Source organism: Nonomuraea sp. NPDC051191, from assembly GCF_044455665.1.
Taxonomy (GTDB): domain Bacteria; phylum Actinomycetota; class Actinomycetes; order Streptosporangiales; family Streptosporangiaceae; genus Nonomuraea.
The window spans coordinates 107,726-123,695 of sequence record NZ_JBITEZ010000022.1; the positions used below are offsets into that span (position 1 = coordinate 107,726).

Annotated in this window: 18 protein-coding genes and 1 pseudogene; 7 read left to right on the top strand and 12 right to left on the bottom strand. The window is 70.6% G+C overall.

All coding sequences use genetic code 11. From position 1 onward, the window contains the following. Nucleotides 1–32: 32 nt before the first annotated feature. On the top strand, nt 33–941 hold the full coding sequence (locus tag ACIA8R_RS45255) for an aldo/keto reductase (RefSeq protein ID WP_397043958.1): 909 nt from the start codon (nt 33–35) through the stop codon (nt 939–941). Between the two features lie 30 nt (nt 942–971). On the opposite strand, the gene ACIA8R_RS45260 is transcribed toward ACIA8R_RS45255, so the two are convergent. Both ACIA8R_RS45260 and ACIA8R_RS45265 read right to left on the bottom strand, forming a co-directional pair. Beyond that, on the bottom strand, nt 972–1,262 hold the full coding sequence (locus ACIA8R_RS45260; protein ID WP_397043960.1) for a hypothetical protein: 291 nt from the start codon (nt 1,260–1,262) through the stop codon (nt 972–974). An 80-nt stretch (nt 1,263–1,342) separates the two neighbouring features. After that, the gene (locus tag ACIA8R_RS45265; protein WP_397043962.1) at nt 1,343–1,633 is read right to left on the bottom strand and encodes a hypothetical protein; all 291 of its coding nucleotides are present in this window, start codon (nt 1,631–1,633) and stop codon (nt 1,343–1,345) included. 591 nt (nt 1,634–2,224) lie between these two features. Between ACIA8R_RS45265 and ACIA8R_RS45270 the strand changes: the two genes are divergently transcribed. The 3 genes from ACIA8R_RS45270 to ACIA8R_RS45280 are packed head-to-tail and all read left to right on the top strand — an operon-like array spanning nt 2,225 to nt 4,651. Further along, on the top strand, nt 2,225–2,863 hold the full coding sequence (locus ACIA8R_RS45270; RefSeq protein ID WP_397043964.1) for a hemerythrin domain-containing protein: 639 nt from the start codon (nt 2,225–2,227) through the stop codon (nt 2,861–2,863). A 34-nt stretch (nt 2,864–2,897) separates the two neighbouring features. Next, a complete protein-coding gene (locus tag ACIA8R_RS45275; protein WP_364100637.1) occupies nt 2,898–3,302 on the top strand; it encodes a DUF4267 domain-containing protein in 405 nt (134 codons plus the stop codon). 38 nt (nt 3,303–3,340) lie between these two features. Further along, entirely contained in the window at nt 3,341–4,651 is a 1,311-nt protein-coding gene (locus ACIA8R_RS45280) for an FAD-binding protein (RefSeq protein ID WP_397043966.1), read from the top strand. Nucleotides 4,652–4,974: 323 nt separating this feature from the next. Here the strand turns inward: ACIA8R_RS45280 and ACIA8R_RS45285 are convergent. Further along, nucleotides 4,975–5,150 (bottom strand): annotated as a pseudogene (locus ACIA8R_RS45285) (IS481 family transposase); the annotation flags it as partial. Nucleotides 5,151–5,223: 73 nt separating this feature from the next. Next, nucleotides 5,224–5,619, bottom strand: coding sequence for a hypothetical protein (locus tag ACIA8R_RS45290; RefSeq protein ID WP_397043968.1), 396 nt, complete (start codon nt 5,617–5,619; stop codon nt 5,224–5,226). A gap of 299 nt (nt 5,620–5,918) precedes the next feature. On the opposite strand from ACIA8R_RS45290, the gene ACIA8R_RS45295 reads away from it, so the two are divergent. Both ACIA8R_RS45295 and ACIA8R_RS45300 read left to right on the top strand, forming a co-directional pair. Further along, nucleotides 5,919–6,230, top strand: coding sequence for a hypothetical protein (locus ACIA8R_RS45295; RefSeq protein WP_364100646.1), 312 nt, complete (start codon nt 5,919–5,921; stop codon nt 6,228–6,230). A 78-nt stretch (nt 6,231–6,308) separates the two neighbouring features. Beyond that, nucleotides 6,309–8,849 (top strand): excinuclease ABC subunit UvrA, encoded by a 2,541-nt coding sequence (locus ACIA8R_RS45300; protein WP_397043970.1) that lies wholly within the window; start codon nt 6,309–6,311, stop codon nt 8,847–8,849. Here the strand turns inward: ACIA8R_RS45300 and ACIA8R_RS45305 are convergent. Then, nucleotides 8,826–9,065 carry a hypothetical protein gene (locus ACIA8R_RS45305; RefSeq protein WP_397043972.1) on the bottom strand — a complete coding sequence of 80 codons (240 nt, stop codon included), beginning with the start codon at nt 9,063–9,065 and terminating at the stop codon, nt 8,826–8,828. The genes ACIA8R_RS45300 and ACIA8R_RS45305 overlap by 24 nt on opposite strands. 105 nt (nt 9,066–9,170) lie before the next feature. Continuing rightward, nucleotides 9,171–9,311, bottom strand: a complete 141-nt coding sequence (locus tag ACIA8R_RS45310) for an alpha/beta hydrolase (RefSeq protein WP_397043974.1) — start codon at nt 9,309–9,311, stop codon at nt 9,171–9,173. On the opposite strand from ACIA8R_RS45310, the gene ACIA8R_RS45315 reads away from it, so the two are divergent. Continuing rightward, nucleotides 9,282–9,503: a response regulator transcription factor gene (locus tag ACIA8R_RS45315; RefSeq protein WP_397043976.1), complete on the top strand. Its 222-nt coding sequence runs from the start codon at nt 9,282–9,284 to the stop codon at nt 9,501–9,503. The genes ACIA8R_RS45310 and ACIA8R_RS45315 overlap by 30 nt on opposite strands. A 248-nt stretch (nt 9,504–9,751) precedes the next feature. On the opposite strand, the gene ACIA8R_RS45320 is transcribed toward ACIA8R_RS45315, so the two are convergent. From ACIA8R_RS45320 to ACIA8R_RS45345, 6 genes are read right to left on the bottom strand one after another with little or no spacing between them, the layout of a single operon-like run. After that, the gene (locus ACIA8R_RS45320; RefSeq protein WP_397043978.1) at nt 9,752–10,939 is read right to left on the bottom strand and encodes a GDSL-type esterase/lipase family protein; all 1,188 of its coding nucleotides are present in this window, start codon (nt 10,937–10,939) and stop codon (nt 9,752–9,754) included. Between the two features lie 11 nt (nt 10,940–10,950). After that, nucleotides 10,951–11,778 carry an endonuclease/exonuclease/phosphatase family protein gene (locus ACIA8R_RS45325; RefSeq protein ID WP_364100661.1) on the bottom strand — a complete coding sequence of 276 codons (828 nt, stop codon included), beginning with the start codon at nt 11,776–11,778 and terminating at the stop codon, nt 10,951–10,953. A 23-nt stretch (nt 11,779–11,801) separates the two neighbouring features. After that, nucleotides 11,802–12,608 carry a carbohydrate ABC transporter permease gene (locus tag ACIA8R_RS45330; protein WP_364100664.1) on the bottom strand — a complete coding sequence of 269 codons (807 nt, stop codon included), beginning with the start codon at nt 12,606–12,608 and terminating at the stop codon, nt 11,802–11,804. Continuing rightward, a complete protein-coding gene (locus tag ACIA8R_RS45335) occupies nt 12,605–13,465 on the bottom strand; it encodes a carbohydrate ABC transporter permease (RefSeq protein WP_397043981.1) in 861 nt (286 codons plus the stop codon). Before ACIA8R_RS45335 ends, ACIA8R_RS45330 begins: the two co-directional genes overlap by 4 nt. Nucleotides 13,466–13,494: 29 nt before the next feature. Next, complete coding sequence (locus ACIA8R_RS45340) at nt 13,495–14,736, bottom strand: ABC transporter substrate-binding protein (protein ID WP_364100669.1); 1,242 nt, start codon at nt 14,734–14,736, stop codon at nt 13,495–13,497. Next, the gene (locus tag ACIA8R_RS45345; RefSeq protein WP_364100672.1) at nt 14,733–15,965 is read right to left on the bottom strand and encodes a Gfo/Idh/MocA family oxidoreductase; all 1,233 of its coding nucleotides are present in this window, start codon (nt 15,963–15,965) and stop codon (nt 14,733–14,735) included. Before ACIA8R_RS45345 ends, ACIA8R_RS45340 begins: the two co-directional genes overlap by 4 nt. Nucleotides 15,966–15,970: the final 5 nt, after the last annotated feature.

Genomic DNA, 15,970 nt, shown 5'->3' on the forward strand with positions numbered 1-15,970 from the left:
ACGCAAGTCTACCGAGTGGACATCATGCCGCCATGACCTCACAGACGATCTCCGCGACGGCATCGGGCACCTGGAGGCTCGGCGACCGCACGGTCAACCGGATCGGGTTCGGCACGATGCGCCTGCCGCAGCACGGCGAGGCGCTCACGCCCGACGCCGTCCCCCGCGACCGCGAGCAGGCGATCGAAGTGCTGCGCCGTGCGATCGAGCTCGGCGTGAATCACATCGACACGGCCGCGTTCTACTTCTCGCCGCGCCGCTCGGCCAACGAGCTGATCAACAGGGCCCTGGCCCCCTACCCGGATGATCTGGTCATCGCCACCAAAGTCGGGCCAAGCCGCGACCCCGATGGCAACTGGCTGCCACACGCCACCCCCGGGCAACTGCGCGGCCAGGTCGAGGAGAACCTGCGTCAGCTTGGTCGCGACCATCTCGACGTGGTGAACCTGCGTATCGTCGGCACCGGCTCCATCGCCGAACGCTTCGGCGCACTCGCCGACCTGCGCGACGCCGGGCTCATCCGCCACCTGGGCCTGTCCAACGTCCGCCGCCACCATCTCGCCGAGGCCCAGGGCATCGCGCCGGTGGTCTGCGTCCAGAACATGTACGGCATCGGCGCAACGCCTGAGCAGGAGGAGTTCCTGCGCGTCTGCGGTGAACAGCGCGTCGCGTTCGTGCCGTTCTACTCGATCGCCGGCCACGGACGCACGGCCGGCGCGAGCACCGGGGACAACGACGAGGTGCACGTAATCGCCCGCGCTCGCGGGGTGAGCACCGCCCAGGTCCGGCTGGCGTGGACGCTGCACCGCGGCCCGCACGTCCTGGCCATCCCCGGCACCGGCGACGTCGACCACCTCGTCCAGAACGTGGCCGCCGGATCTCTGTGTCTGTCCGAGAACGAACTCACCGTCCTGGACACCCTCCACCACGAAACAGCGTGAACAACGTCCTGCCCCCGGGCGTCAGCGCGACTAGTGAGAGTTCTGTGTCACAGATGGCGGCGCCGCGGGCAGAGGCCAGGTGGTCGTTCGCGATCGAGCCTCGGCGGCCCGATGAGGTGCGTTCCACCGGTCGGCGATGGTGGCGGCCTGAGCGAAGTGGGCGGCGGCCTCGTCGTGGCTGAGGAAGGCGGCCAGCTGAGCGACCGGGCGCAGCTCCACGGACAGGCTCGTGACATCCGGCGGGGGGCCGTCGCGGCGCGCAAGCAGCGTCGCGTAGATCTCCTCGGCCGCGGCGCGGTCGTCCAGGGCGATGGCGGCCATCGCGCGGACGGTCGTGGGGAAGGTGAAGAAGTAATCGGGCCGGATCGGGTCCGAGGTGCGTATCCGGCGGGCTTCGTCGATCAGGCCGTTGGCGTGCAGGGCGAGGACCAGCAGATCGGAGGCGACGGGCCGAAGGCCTCGTGGAAGGCGCGCACCTCCTCCAGGTGCTCGCCGAGCGTGCCGTTGTTCACCCGGATCGCGGCCCGCGCGAGGCCGAGGGCCTCGGCCGCCGCGCGGGGCATGGTGGCCGGGTCGTGGGCCCCGGCGGCGGCGCCGGCCTGGTTGGGCAGCCCGGTGACGCGATAGACGGGCAGGTCGTGCTCGGTGCCGATCGCCACCAACTCGCGGCAGAGGTCGTCGCGTTCGGGCAAGCCGGGGTGGCCGCGGACAAGGACCTGGAGGGCCGCCGCCCGCAGGCGGCGAGGAGGTGGCTGCGTGCCTCCGGGGCCAGGTCGGTGTGCTTGAGCAGGCGGCTCAGCCTGTCGACGATGGGCCGGTCCACCGTGCCGTACTCGCGGGACTGCCATGGTGTCGGCTCGGTCCAGGCCGTGAACGCGGCGATCATCAAGTCGTCGCGTCCCAGGGACTCGGCGTACTCGACGGCCTGCAGGCGGGTCTGGCGCGCGGCAGGCAAGGCACCGGACCGGATCCGCGCCCGCAGCAGCCTGCCAGACAGGTCTATGCGCTCCTCCGGGTCGGTCGAGTTCGCGACCGCGTCGGTGAGGAGATCGGCCGGCACGACCTGCCCGCGCGCCGCCACCAGCAACGCCGGCACGCCCCGCTGCCCGAGGCCCGCCCAGGGGCACGGGCTCGCCGCAGACCTCGGCCCCGAACGAGCCCAGCACCCGGACGAAGACCATGATCCGCACATCCCACGTGGACGTTCCAAATCGCTTCCAAATGCCTTCCAAACACCCAGGAGCAGCCTGAACACATCGCAACCGACGAAGGAGCGGGAACAGATGAGCGTCAACACCCAGGACATGGAGATCGTCCACCGCGTGCTCCGCCGTGAGTCACGGCTGCTGGTGGAGCTCGTCGCGGCCGTCGCCCCGGGTGACACCGCTCGCGCCAAGGTGATCGCCGGCCACTTCCGCGTCTACCGGCTGGGCCTGCACAACCACCACGAGGGCGAGGACGAGCTGCTGTGGCCGCCGCTGCTGTCCCGGGTGGACCTGGAGGCCGACATCGTCCTGCGCATGCAGGCCCAGCACGAACGCGTCGCGGCCACCCTGAGCAGGCTGGACGCCGCGCTCCCCGCCTGGGAGGCCACCGCGGGCGCCGACGAACGCGACACCCTGGCGGCCGCCCTCTACGAGCACCGCGCGGTTTTGCTGGAACACCTCGACGACGAGGAGGCCACGCTCCTCCCGCTCGCGGCCAAGCACATCACCCAACGGGAGTGGGCCTCCCTGGGCGACCACCTGGTGAACAACACCCCCAAGCTCACCCTGCTCACGCTCTTCGGCGCCGTCCTGGAGGACGCGAACCCGGCCGAGCGCGCCCTCGTCCTCGGCGGCCTGCCCGCCCCGGTCCGCGCCATCTGGCACGTCATCGGCCGCCCCCGCTACGCCCGCCACATCCGCCGCGTCCGCGGCTGAACCCTGCCCGTCCGAACAAACAAGGAGAACGACCATGTCGCTGAAGAAGCTCAACACCGTCCTGGCCGCCGTCGTCGTCCTGTTCACCCTCTACCTCGGGTTGTCCTTCGTCCTGCCCCTCGGGACGACCTTCCCGGGGCTGGCGAACTGGCCCTCGGACGGCAGCGGCTTCTCCATCGTGAAGGGCAGCCGCGAGATCGGGATGGGCCTGGCCATGGGCATCCTGCTGGTGACAGGCCACCGCCGCCCGCTGGGCTGGGTCCTGCTGATGACGGCCGTCACCCCGTTCGGCGACATGGTCAACGTCCTGGCCCACCACGGATCCACGGCCGCCGCGCTCGGCGTCCACGGCCTGACCGCGGCGCTGATCGCGGTCACGGGGTTGCTGATCCTCCGGGAGACCAGCACCACCCCGGCGACCGCCGCGCCGCGCGCCTGACGTCCGCATTCTCTGACAACTCGAAAAGGGAGACGACAATGACGATCAACGATCTGCGCGGTGTCCTGAAGGGCCGCGTGCTCCTGCCCGGTGACGACGGCTTCGAACAGGCGGCCACCGCGTGGAATCTCACCGTCAGGCAGCCGGTGGCGGCCGTGGCGGAGGCCGCAGATGCCGATGATGTGGCGGCGCTCGTGCGTTACGCGCGGCGGGCGGGCATGACGGTGACCGCGCAGCCGAGCGGGCACGGCGCCTCGGGTGACGTGGACGGCCTGATCCTGTTGCGTACCGGCCTGCTGAACGAGGTGGAGATACGTGCCGAGGAGCGCGTGGTCCGGGTGGGCGCGGGTGTGAAGTGGGGGCAGGTGCTGGCGGCGGCCGGTCCGCTGGGTCTGACCGGCCTGTCCGGCAGCGCGCCGGGGGTCAGCGTGACCGGCTACACACTGGGCGGTGGGGTCGGCTGGTTCAGCCGCAAGCACGGCTTCGCCTCCGACAGCGTCCGCGCCTTCGACATCGTGGACGCCGACGGCGAGCCGGGCCGGGTGACCGCCGAGTCCGACCCCGACCTGTTCTGGGCCCTGCGCGGCGGTGGCGGCGACTACGCGATGGTGACCGCCCTCGAACTCGACCTGTATCCCGCTCCGGCCCTGTACGGCGGGCGCGTGATCTGGCCGGAGCACCGCACCAGGGAGGTGTACGACGCGTTCCTGGAGATCACCGCCGAGGCGCCGCGTGAACTCAGCGTCTGGATCAACCGGTTCCAGCCGCCCGGCGCGCCGCCGATGGTGACGCTGGATCTGGCCTACCTGGGCGAGGCGGCTCAGGCGGAGGAGCTGCTGGTGCGCGTCGACAAGATCGGAGGCGCGGTCTTCGACAGCCGAGGCGTCGTCCCGGTCGCCGAACTGGGTGGCATCGCCGCCGAGCCGACCGATCCGGCCCCGTCCATCACTCGTGCGGAGCTGCTCACCGGCCTGGACGCGGACGCGGTGGAGCTGCTGCTGGCCAAGCCGGTCGAACCGCTCATCAACGTGCAGATCAGGCACCTGGGCGGGGCGCTGGCCGAGTCGGGCGGCGGGGCCGGTGCGAGCGGCGCGGTGGCTGAGCCGTACCTGCTCGGACTGGTGGGCCTCGGCCTGCCGCACACGGCCGACGCGACCCGCGCCAAGCAGGCCGAGATCGTGGCCGACCTGGACGCCTACATCGGCGGCCGCAAGCCGTACACCTTGCTGTCCCCCGGTGACACGGCGGCGCAGTCCTTCTCCGGCGGCACGCTCGCGCGCCTGCAGGAGATCAAGCGGGCCCGCGACCCGCACAACGTGTTCCGCGCGAACTACCCGGTGCTCGGATAGATCGGTTCCCAGCAGGTCACGGCCCCTCCGCCCGCCACGGCGGCGGGGCCGCACCGCACCCGCTCCCGCTCCACCGACAGCGCGGCCGGCAACGTCACCGCGGACGCTGCGCCGTGCGCGCAGTTCGCAGACTCGACCGCAGCCCGCGCCCGCCAGCACCAAGGCATGGAACGACGAGGACGCGCAGGCCCTGGTGGCACGGCTCACCGGTGCGCCGCGCTCGTCCGGTCGCCTCGGACAGGCGAGCCACGATGAGGCCCTCCAGGCCCGGGACGCGCCTGTTCTTCCAGTCCCGGATGTGCTCGGAACCACCGCGGGACGTCCTAGATGTTCTGTCCCGTGAGGTTGAGTACGCGGCCGGCTGGTGGCAGACCTGCTGGTGCGGTGTGGCCGCGATGGTGATTGTAGGTGTCTGCGGCGGGTTGGGGCGGGTGCGCTTGTGGGTGACGCCCGCTTTGGTAAGGGTGTCGCGCCGCAGGTGGGAGCGGTAGCAGGCGCCGGTCACCCCGATCCTCACCTCGCCGGCCGAACAAGGCGAGCATCTTGGGGACACCACCAAGTTTGAATGTCGGTCAGCATCTCGCCCGGCGCCCCGAACCCCCGCAACGCCTCGACGAACCCAGGCAGACAGCCCGGCCGGTGGCCCGCACCACCGCCTTGGCGATCACACAGCAGCGCGAGTGGTCGTCGACGCCGGTCACCACCTTGACCTCACGCCCGTCAGCCGGCAGCACGCCACTGACGACGTCCGTCTGCCACAACTCCATCGGCGCCTCACGCCGCCAACGGCGAAAGACCCTCGCACCCGGCTCGACCAGCCCGTGATGCACCAGCGCCCGATACACGCCCATCCGGGACGGCGGCGGATCCACGCCACGGCGACCGGCCTCGCGCGCCAGCCGGACCGGTCCCCACCGCGCATGCTGACGCCGCAACTCACACACCAGTACCTCCACCTCCGCCCGCATCCGGTCACCGAACCGCGGGCCGGCACCGCCGGCACAGCCCGATACCGCTGCTCGACAACGGACATATCCACCAGGGCCATTCCCGGCGTCCTGACGCGCGACGCCGCAACGACGCACGTCAGACGGGCCGAAGACAGCACCTTCACCCAGGTCTTGGGATCGACGTGTCAAGCGTGTCCCGGGACAGGACACGGATGAAAACATGACACAAGGCGTCGGGTTTCAGAGTGATCATCAATGCACCGGTCGGCGCCGATGTGGGTGTGGACCGGGGACCTCATGGATAGACAAGGACCTCAATGCGCGAAACGCCCGAGGAGCTCAAGGAGCTTGAGACTCTCCTCGAAGCCTCCCTGTCCCGCTCCACCTCGCACCTCCGCTCGATCGTCACCGGGAACACCCTGACCGCGGAGCAGATCACCCGAATCGGCACCGGCGACGACGCCTTCGACTGGGACAACGACGTGGTCTGCTGCCGGCTGCATCCGCACTGGATGACCGCCCATGCCCCGGGCATCGACAAGCTCACCGGGGGGCCCGGTCTTGATCTGCGGCACGGGCCGAATCCAGACCGGCCACGTGCCGAGGGATCTGGTCAAACGGCCGCGTAGTGGCGGAATCAACTTGTTCGACGTGGGTGGGAGTCCGTCCGCCTGTGTTCTGCTGTGTTGCGAGAGGGTGGATCAAGGTTGACTGCGTTCGTACGGGACGTCGCGAGCATGGGGCGAGAGGCCATCGAGGTGGTGGGGGCTCGTACCAACAATCTGCGGGACGTGTCGGTGAGCATCCCCAAAGGGTGGCTCACCGCCTTCACCGGGGTGAGCGGCAGCGGCAAGACCTCGCTGGCCATCGACACCCTGCACAACGAGGCCCAGTTGCGGTACCTGGAGGGGCTTTCGCCGTTCGTGCGGCAGTACATCACCCAGCGCAATCGGCCGAAGGTCGACCGCATCCTGGGACTCGGCGCGACGCTCGCAGTCGACCAGCGCCGCCTGAACCGCAACCCCCGGTCCACGGTCGCGACGATCACCGGCATCGACGGGCATCTGGGACTGCTGTACTCGCGCCTTCCGGGGATCGGCGCGGACCCGGCGGCGCAGAGCGTCAACGGGCCTCTGACGACCGCTCATTTCGATCGCAACTCCCCGGAAGGCAGCTGCGCGGACTGTCACGGCGTGGGCGGGCGCTGGCGGGCGCAGGAGGACCTCATCATCACCCATCCGGAGCTTCCCCTCTTCGAGGGGGCCTCGCCCTGGTACGCCAAGTGGCGGTCGGGGGAGCACGCGTTCGTGCCGGCGCTCGCCGACAAGCGCGGCGTGGACCTCGGCCTGCCATGGCGGTCGCTGCCGGAGGAGTTCCGCCACTGCGTGCTGTACGGCACAGGTGAGGAGAAGGTCGAGGCGACCGTCGACATGACCAGCAAGAAGGAGACGGTCTCGGTGACCTACACCTCCAGCCAGCCGCTGCGGGGGGCGCTGGCCGAGGTGGAGCGGGTGTTCTTGAACGCCCAGACCGCCAGCGCCAAGCAGCGCTACCTGCCGTACATGCGCAAGCAGCCGTGCGGCACCTGCGGCGGCAGCGGGTACGACCAGGTGGCCCGGTCCGTGCGGCTCGGCGGGCTGACCTTTCCCGACCTGCTCCAGGTGGACGTACGGGAGGTACGCGGCTGGGCCGAGCGGGTGGCCGGCGACCTGGACGCCCGGCAGCGCGAGGTGGGTGAGCCGCTGCTGCAGGACCTGGGCCGCAGACTCGGGATCCTCGACCGCCTCGGCCTGGCCCATCTCCAGCTGTCCCGGAGCGCGGCGACACTGTCCGGGGGCGAGTTGCAGCGAACCCGGCTCGCCGCGCAGCTCAGCACCGAGCTGAGCGGCATCGTCTTCGTCCTGGACGAGCCCGGGACCGGGCTGCATCCGGCGGACAAGGCGCACCTGCTCGACATCGCCCTGGAGCTGCGCAAGGCCGGCAACACGGTGCTCCTGGTCGAGCACGACCCCGAACTGATCGCCCGGGCCGACTGGGTGATCGACATGGGGCCCGGCGCGGGCCGCCTCGGCGGTGAGATCCTGGTGTCGGGGCTTCCCTCCGACGCGGCCGCCCACCCCACGTCACTGACCGGACGCTACCTGGCCGGTGAGGGGCCACGGCTGCGCCGGACCTGCCGTCCGGCCGGGGATGACACCGGCTGGGTGGTACTGCACGGCTTGCGTGCGCACAACGTGACCGCAGACGTGGTGCGTTTCCCCGCCGGCCGGCTCACCTGCCTGACCGGGGTGAGCGGCAGCGGCAAGAGCAGCCTGCTCGGTGCGCTCGCGGCGAGCGTGGAGGCCGCTCTGAACGGGACGACGATCGACGCCGTGCGACAGGTGACCGGCCTGGAGGGGTTCGACTGGGTCGCCGTCGTCGATCAGGAACCGCTCGGGCGCACGCCGCGATCCAACCCGGCCACCTACAGCAAGGCGTTCGACGTCGTCCGTAAGCTGTTCGCCGAAACCGGCATGGCACGCGCACGTGGGGTCAATGCGTCCTGGTTCAGCTTCAACACCGCGGGCGGTGGCCGCTGCGAACCCTGCACCGGTTATGGCCGCAAGCTGGTCGACATGCACTTCCTGCCGGATGTGTGGGTGGTCTGCGACGCATGCCAGGGGCGGCGCTACACGCCGGAGGCCTTGGAGATCAAGTACCAGGGATTGGCCATCGATCAGGTGCTGGAGCTGACCGTCTCCGAGGCGGTGGAGCAGTTCCCCGAACCCCGGCAACTCGCCGAAACCCTGGGAGCCTTGAACCAGGTCGGGCTCGGCTATCTGCAGCTCGGCCAGAGCGCCACGGAGTTGTCCGGCGGCGAGGCGCAGCGGCTGAAGCTGGCGTCCGCCATCCAGCGCGGTGCCGCGGGCCGCAAGGCCGGTCTTGTCGTTCTCGACGAACCCGTCTCGGGCCTGCACCCCTCTGACATCCAGCGTGTGGTGGATGCGTTCGACGTGTTGCTCGACTCGGGCAACACCGTCGTCGTGGCCGAACACGACATCCCCGTCGCCGCGTCCGCGGACTGGGTGATCGACCTGGGGCCGGGAGCCGGTCCGGACGGGGGCGCGGTGGTCGCGGAGGGCACCCCGGACGCCGTCGCAACCGCGAACACCCCGACCGCCGGCTACTTCCGGCGGTACGCGGCGGGCCTGCCGCTCCTGGAAGGGCCGCGGCTCGGGTCCGTGTCACCAGCCGCACAGTGGTTGTGAGGGACACCAGGCCGCGATGCCGTGCTGGAACAGGTCGTTGAGGACGCTGAGCCCTTCCAGGAGGTTGCGGCCGAGCCGGTCGGGGGCGTTGGAGTTCAGCCACGCGGCACCGGCGCGAAAGGCTTCCCCAACGAGTCGATCGGGGTGCGCGTCGGCCCCGGCCCGGATCATGCGCACCGCCGTCGCCGGCCCCCCCGGGGGCGCGACGTCGTCCATGACGGCGCGAGGGATCTCGTGCAGCCGGTTCAGCGAGGTCAGCGTAGATCTCCGGCTTCGAGGCCCGGTTCCGGCCGGGACGGCCGGTGGTGGGGCGCGAACGTGTCAGACGGCCGGGCGGCCGCAGGTGACGTCCTCACCGGGCAGGACACCGTCGGCCAGGTAGCCGGCGACCTTGGTGTCGACGCAGGCGTTGCCCGCCGCGAGGTAGACCCCGTGGCGGAAGGCGCCGTTCAATGTGATCATGCGGGAGCCGGTCAGCGCGGCCAGGGCCTGACCAACCAGCAGATCGCCTCCCGCCTGAACATCGCCGAGGCCACCGTCAAATCCCACCTGGGCCGCCTCATGGCCAAGCTCAAGCTGTCCAGCCGCGCCCAAGCCGTGGTCATCGCATACGAGACCGGCTTGATCGTCCCTGGAGCCGGAGACCGCACCTGATGCCCGGCAACTCACCGGTTCGGGGCCCCTCAAGTGAGGCACTTCCCTACGGCTTCCCGCCCCCAGGCGCCGGAACCCAACGCGGGGATCACCGACCCGCAGTCACTGCGGGCCGCGGAGACCGTCGCCACCGGCTCACGCGGATATGACGGTGCCGAGAAGGTACAGGGCCTGAACGGTGTCAAAACGGCGGACCGGGCGGGACGCGGTGTGCGCGTCCCGCCCGGTGGTGTTCAGCTCGGCGGTGTTCAGCGCAGCAGGTCGAGGTCCACGGCGGCGGCCATGGCCGCGAAGCCCGCGGCGTTGGGGTGGATGTGGTCGCCCCGGTCGTAGGCGGGCAGGTAGCGCAGCGGGTCCGCGGTGTCGGCCAGCGCGCTCGCGAAGTCCACGACCCCGTCGAACGCGCCGCCGGTGGTGATCCAGGTGTTGACGGCCTGGCGTTCGGCCTCCAACGCCTCGTCGTACCCGGCGCTGCCCTTCAGCGGCGGGAGCGTCCCGCCGATGATCCGCGCGCCCGCCGCGTGCACCCGGTCGGCGATCTGGCGATAGGCGGTGACGAGCCGGCCGGCTGTGGCACGGTTGCGCAGGTCGTTCGTGCCTTCGAGGAGCAGCACGTACCTCAGGCCGTCGCGGGTGAGCACGTCGTGCTCCAGCCGGTTCAGCACGCTCAGGCCGTCCTGTGCGGTGTCGGCCAGCACACGGTTGCCGCCGATGCCCACGTTCACGACGGCGGGGTCGCGTCCGGGGACGGCGGCGAGCCGGGCCGCCAGATGGTCCGGCCAGCGCTCGAACCCGTCGACGGCCGTGCCGGAGCCGTCGGTGATGGAGTCGCCGAGCGCGACCAGCGTCTCGTGCGTGGGACCGTGGGTGACGGCGACCGCGTTGAGGAAGAGCCAGCTCCTCACCGTGGTGGTGAACGAGCCGCCGTCCTCGTCGGCGGTGTGGTCGCCGGTCGTGAGGTAGTTGGTCTGCACGGCGGAGCGGTGCCAGGTGGCCGGCCCGGTGGCGTCCGGCAGGTAGATGCTGACGGCCAGGTCCTGGCCGCTCCTGACCTTCAGCTCCACCGGGTCGCTGGAGACGTCCTGACCGGCGGGGACCGTCACCGAGGGCGCGCCGCCGAAGGCGAGCCGCCTCAGTGTGCCCTCGGCCAGCGCCGGGCCGGAGCTGCGCAGTGCCACGGTGGCGGCGCCGAAGGTCACCGGCCGGTCGCCATGGAGGTTGGAGAGCCGGACGCGCACCTGGTCGCCGTCGCCGCGCATCCGTACGACCATGCGGATGCTCTGGTTCTCGTACGCGGGCGGCACGACGGCGGCGGCCGAGGAGTGCAGGGAGGTGGCCCAGGCGTCGGCCCAGTGCCCGCCGGCCCGCGCGGGAAGCGCGATCGGCGCGGTCAGCGCGACGCCGAGCAACGCGGTGAGCAGGCGCCGGGGGGTCATGAAGGCGTTCTTCACGGGAGCAGAAGGTCGGTGACCAGCGGCAGGTGGTCCGAGGCGTCGGTGCTCACCAGCCAGGCCGAGCGCACGTCGGAGCCCTTGGGCACGAAGACGTAGTCGAAGCGCCACGTGTTCGCCGCCGACAGGCCGGGGCCCACGCCGACCCGTGCCCACACGTCGTCGTACCGGTCGGTGAAGGTCTTGATGCCGGGGAAGGCCGGCACGGCGTTGGTGTCGCCGAGCAGGATGACCGGCTGGGCCGACTGGGCGAGCCGGGCCGTGATGGCGTCGGCCTGCTCCTGCCACTCGGCGTCGCTGGTGTGCTGCATGTGCGAGTTGCCCAGCCGCACCTGCTTGCCCTGGATGTTGACGACGACCTCCAGCAGGCCGCGCGGCTCGCTGCCGGTGTACTGCGGAAGGCGGGTGTTGCTCGATTCGAGGATCGGCCAGCGGGACAGGAACGCGGTGCCGTACTGCCTGCGCGGCCGGCCCGGCTCCAGCGGGTCCAGGTCGTAGTTGGCGCCGTACGCCTGGTGCATGCCGAGCATGCCGGCCAGCTCGCCGGCGGTGTCGAGCCACTCGCTGCGCGCGCGGAAGTGCTTGTCGACCTCTTGGAGGCCGATGACGTCCGGGTCGATGGCCTCGATCATCTCGGCGGTGTGCCGGAGGTCGAAGACGTTGTCGGGACCGGCGCCGTAGTGGATGTTGAAGGTGGCCACGCGGATGACCCCGCGCCGGATCCTGCGCTTCTCCACGGTCGCGGAGGCGGGCATCGCGGCCAGTCCGACGCCGGCCGCCGCCACGGCGCCGGCGCCGAGCAGACCTCTCCTGCTGATGCTCATGATGGGGGGTTCCTTTCCGGGGGTTACTTGAGCGCGCCGGACGTGAGCCCGGCGACGATCCTCTTCTGGAAGACCAGGACGAGGATCACGAGGGGGATCGTGACGACGACCCCTGCGGCCATCTGGGTGCCGAACGGGGTGTCGAAGTCGGAGGCTCCGCCGAACTGGGCCACCCGCACGGTGGCGGTCTGCATGTCCGCCTTGCTGATCATGGTCAGCGCGATCATGAACTCGTTCCAGGTGGCGAAGAAGGCCAGGATGGCCGTGGTGAACACGCCCGGCGCGGCGATCGGCAGGATCACCCGCCGGAACGCGCCCCAGCGGGTGCAGCCGTCGATCGTGGCGGCCTGCTCCAGCTCGTGCGGCATCTGGCGGAAGAACGCGGTGAGCGTCCAGACGGCCAGCGGGAGCGCGAACGACATGCTCGGCACGATCATCGCGTGGTAGGTGTTGATCCAGCCCAGCTCGGTGAAGAGCTTGAGCAGCGGCACGATCAGCAGCGCGCCCGGGAACATCGAGGTGCCCATGATCAGGCCGAGCACGAGGTTCTTGCCACGGAAGGTGAGCCGGGCCAGCGCGTAGGCGCAGCAGATGCCGAGGATCAGCGTCAGCGCGGTGGTGCCGGCCGACACGATCAGGCTGTTGAGCAGTGCCCGGCCGAAGTCGCTGTGCCCGGAGAACACCGCGGTGTAGTTCTCCAGTGACGGCGGCGACGGCCAGGGCGTGGTGGAGAAGATGTCGCCGGTGCGCCGCAGGCTGGAGACGACCATCCAGTAGAACGGCGCCAGACAGTACACCACGACGAGCCCGGCCCCCAAGGCCCTCTTCATGCCGTCCTCTTCCTTGATCGTGCGTCGGCGAGCAGGTCGGCGCCGAGCAGGCGGACGAAGACGAACACCAACACGGCCACGTACGAGATGAGCACGATCCCGTAGGCGGCGGCCGACCCGTATCGGAGCTGGGTGGCCTCGTCCCAGACCAGGGCCGAGAGGGTCTCCACGGACAGCTTGCCCCGGCCGATCATCACGAACGGCAGGTCGAACATGGCCAGCGCGTCGAGGATGCGGAACAGGACCGCCACCACCAGCGCGGGCCTGACCAGCGGTAACGTGATGCGCCAGAACGTCTGCCAGGCCGAGGCGCCGTCCACCTTCGCGGCCTCGTACACCATCGTGGGGATGATCTGCAGCCCGGCGAGCACCAGCAGCCCGACGAACGGCGCGGTCTTCCACGTGTCGGCGATGACGACGGCGAGCTTGGCCTGGACGCCCTCGGTGGTCCACAGGATCTTCTCGCCGATGACGGCGTTGGCCACGCCGTCGGCCTGGAACACCCACCGCCACATCAGGCCGGAGATGGCGGTCGGCACCGCCCAGGGGATGAGGATGCTGGCCCGCACCAGGCCGCGGCCGCGCAGGACGTTGTGCATGACCAGCGCCATCGCGACGCCGAGCACGGTCTCCAGCGAGACGGTGACGACGGTGAAGACCGTGGTGTTGGCCAGGGCGTTGAGGAAGCGCTCGCCGACCAGCTCGGCGTAGTGCGCCAGGCCGACGAACCGTTCGCCCTCGACGACGAAACCGTCGGCGTCCAGGCCCTCGCCCCGGACGTACATCGACTCCCGCGCGGCCGCGACCAGCGGGTACAGGACTACCAGGGCGAGGGCGAGCAGTGTCGGGGAGATCATCAGTGCGGTGAACCACCGCGAGCCGCGCCTCATTGCTTGAGCAGCCCCGACAGTTGCTGCTGCAGCCCGGACAGCGCCTGGTCGACGGCCACCTCGCCGGACAGCGCCGGGTAGACGGCGTTCTGGATCGCCGCGGTCACGTCCCCGTACTTGACGGCGACCGGCCGGGGCTTGGCCGCGACGATGCCGTCCTTCAGGGAAGGCAGGTACGGGTACCGCTTGACGAGCTCCGGGTCGTCGTAGAGTGCCGCGCGGGCGACGGGTGTGCTGTTGACCGTGGCCCAGGTCTTCATCTGCTCGGGCGAGGTGAGGAAGGCCAGGAAGTCCTTGGCGGTCTCCTTGTGCTTGGAGAAGGCGGAGATCGCCAGGTTCGCCCCGCCGAGGGTGCCGCTGCCCGGACCGTCGAGGCCGGGAATGGGGGCGACCCCGACCTTGCCCGCCACGGGGCTGTCGGCGGCGTTGGCGGTGCCGTACAGCGAGGCCCAGCTGCGGGCGAAGAGCACCTTGCCGCTCTGCAGGGCGTTCTTGACCTCGTCCTCCTTGAAGGTGATGCCCTCCTTGGGGATCATGCCGCTCTTGAGTCCGTCGACGAGGAAGGCCAGTCCCGCCTTGGCGGCGTCGGTGTCCAGGTGCGGCACGCCGGACTCGTCGGCCACGGTGCCGCCCGCGGACTGCACGGCCTCGGAGAAGGAGACGGTCAGGCCCTCGTACTTGTCGAGCAGGCCCGCGTAGCAGGACATCTCCTTGTGCTCGGGCAGCACCTCGTCGCAGGTCTCCTTCATCTCGGCCCAGGTCGTGGGGGCCTTGTCGACCAGGTCGCCGCGGTAGTAGAGCAGGCCGGTCCCGGTGAGCCAGGGCATCGCGTACAGCGTGCCCCGGTAGGTGGCGGTCTGCAGGGTGGGGGCGAGGAACTCCTCGGCCTTGAACGTGCCGGCGGCGATGGGGTCCACCCAGCGGTTGGCGGCGAACTCGGCCGTCCAGACGGCGTCCAGCATGATGACGTCCATGGCGTCGGACTTGGTCTGCGCGTTGTTGATCAGGCGCTGCCGCTGGCTGTCGGCGTCCTTGGGCTGGATGTCCAGGGTCACCTGCTGGTCGGGGTGCGCCGCGTTCCAGGCGTCGATCACCTTTCTGGTCGCGGCCTCGTGGCTCTGGGTGTCGACGATGGTGATCGGGCCGCGTCCGTCGGCGGGCGATTCCTCCTCGTCGGCGCCGCACGCGGTGGTCGTGGCGAGTGTCAGCGCGCAGGCGAGCAAGAGGGTCTTCTTCATCGTGGTTCCTTCAGGGTGACGACGGTTCCGGTGAGGCGGGCTTCCTCGGCCGCCCACGCGATCTCGTGGCTGTGCAGGCTTTCCCGGGGGTCGGAGAGGATGGGGGAGGGGTCGTTGCGGGTGAGGGCGTCCAGGAACGCCGTGACCAGGCCCTGGTCGCCGCCGCTGTGACCGTCCGCGGGCGGGTTGGTGTCGATGACCTCGACGTCCCCGGTCACGAAGTCGGTGACGGTGAGCCGGGCGCCGTCCCCTTCGAGGGAGCCGTGTGTGCCGAAGATGCGGGTCTGGCGCGGGGTCTTGGGGGAGAAGGCGGTCATGGTGAACGAGGCGGTCGCGCCGCCGTCGAAGTCGAGGTTGACCACCTGGTGGTCGACCACGTCGTTGTCGCAGGCGTAGACGCACCTGCCGTAGGGGCCCTCGCGCAGTGCGCGCAGCACGCCCGCCTCGGTGGTGTCCTCGCTCAGCACGGTCAGCGGCCAGCGGTCCTGGCTGCCCACGAAGGGCAGGTAGATGCGCTGCGCGTCGTAGGGGCAGGTGTCCGCGACGGCGCAGTCCAGGCAGCGCTCCGCCGCGCCCGCCGGCTGGTTGTCGGCCGTGAAGTGCTTCAACCCGCCGAACGACGACACCCGTGTCACCCGGCGGCCCATCACGTACGTCAGCCAGTCAAGATCGTGGCACGATTTGGCCAGCAGCATGAACGTGGCCTGATCGGTGCGGCGCCAGTTGCCGCGCACATAGGAGTGGGCGTGATGCCACCAGCCGACGGGCTCCAGGTGCTCGATGTTGACGATCTCGCCGAGCCGTCCGCTGTCGAGCACGTCCTTCACCCCGCGGGTGTAGGACGTGTAGCGCATCACGTGACAGACGGCGAACAACACGCCTGCCCGTTCGGCGGCCGCGACGATCCTGCGGCAGTCCTCCAGCCGGATCGCCATCGGCTTCTCCAGCAGGATGTGGTAGCCGAGCTCGGCGAAGCGCACCGCCGGTTCCACATGGCCGGCGTCCAGCGTCGCGATCACCACCGCGTCCGCGAGCCGCGGCTGCTCGGCGAGCTCCCGCCAGTCGCCGAAGCCCACGGCGTCCGGGTGCTCGGCGAGCAGTCCTTCCCGGCGCCGTGGATCGGGCTCGGCCACGGCGGTGAGCCTGGCACGGCCGTCCGCCGTCGCGTATCGCGTGTATCTCGTCCCTCGGTCGCCCGCACCGACCAAGGCCAGCCCAACCTGCCGCATATCCC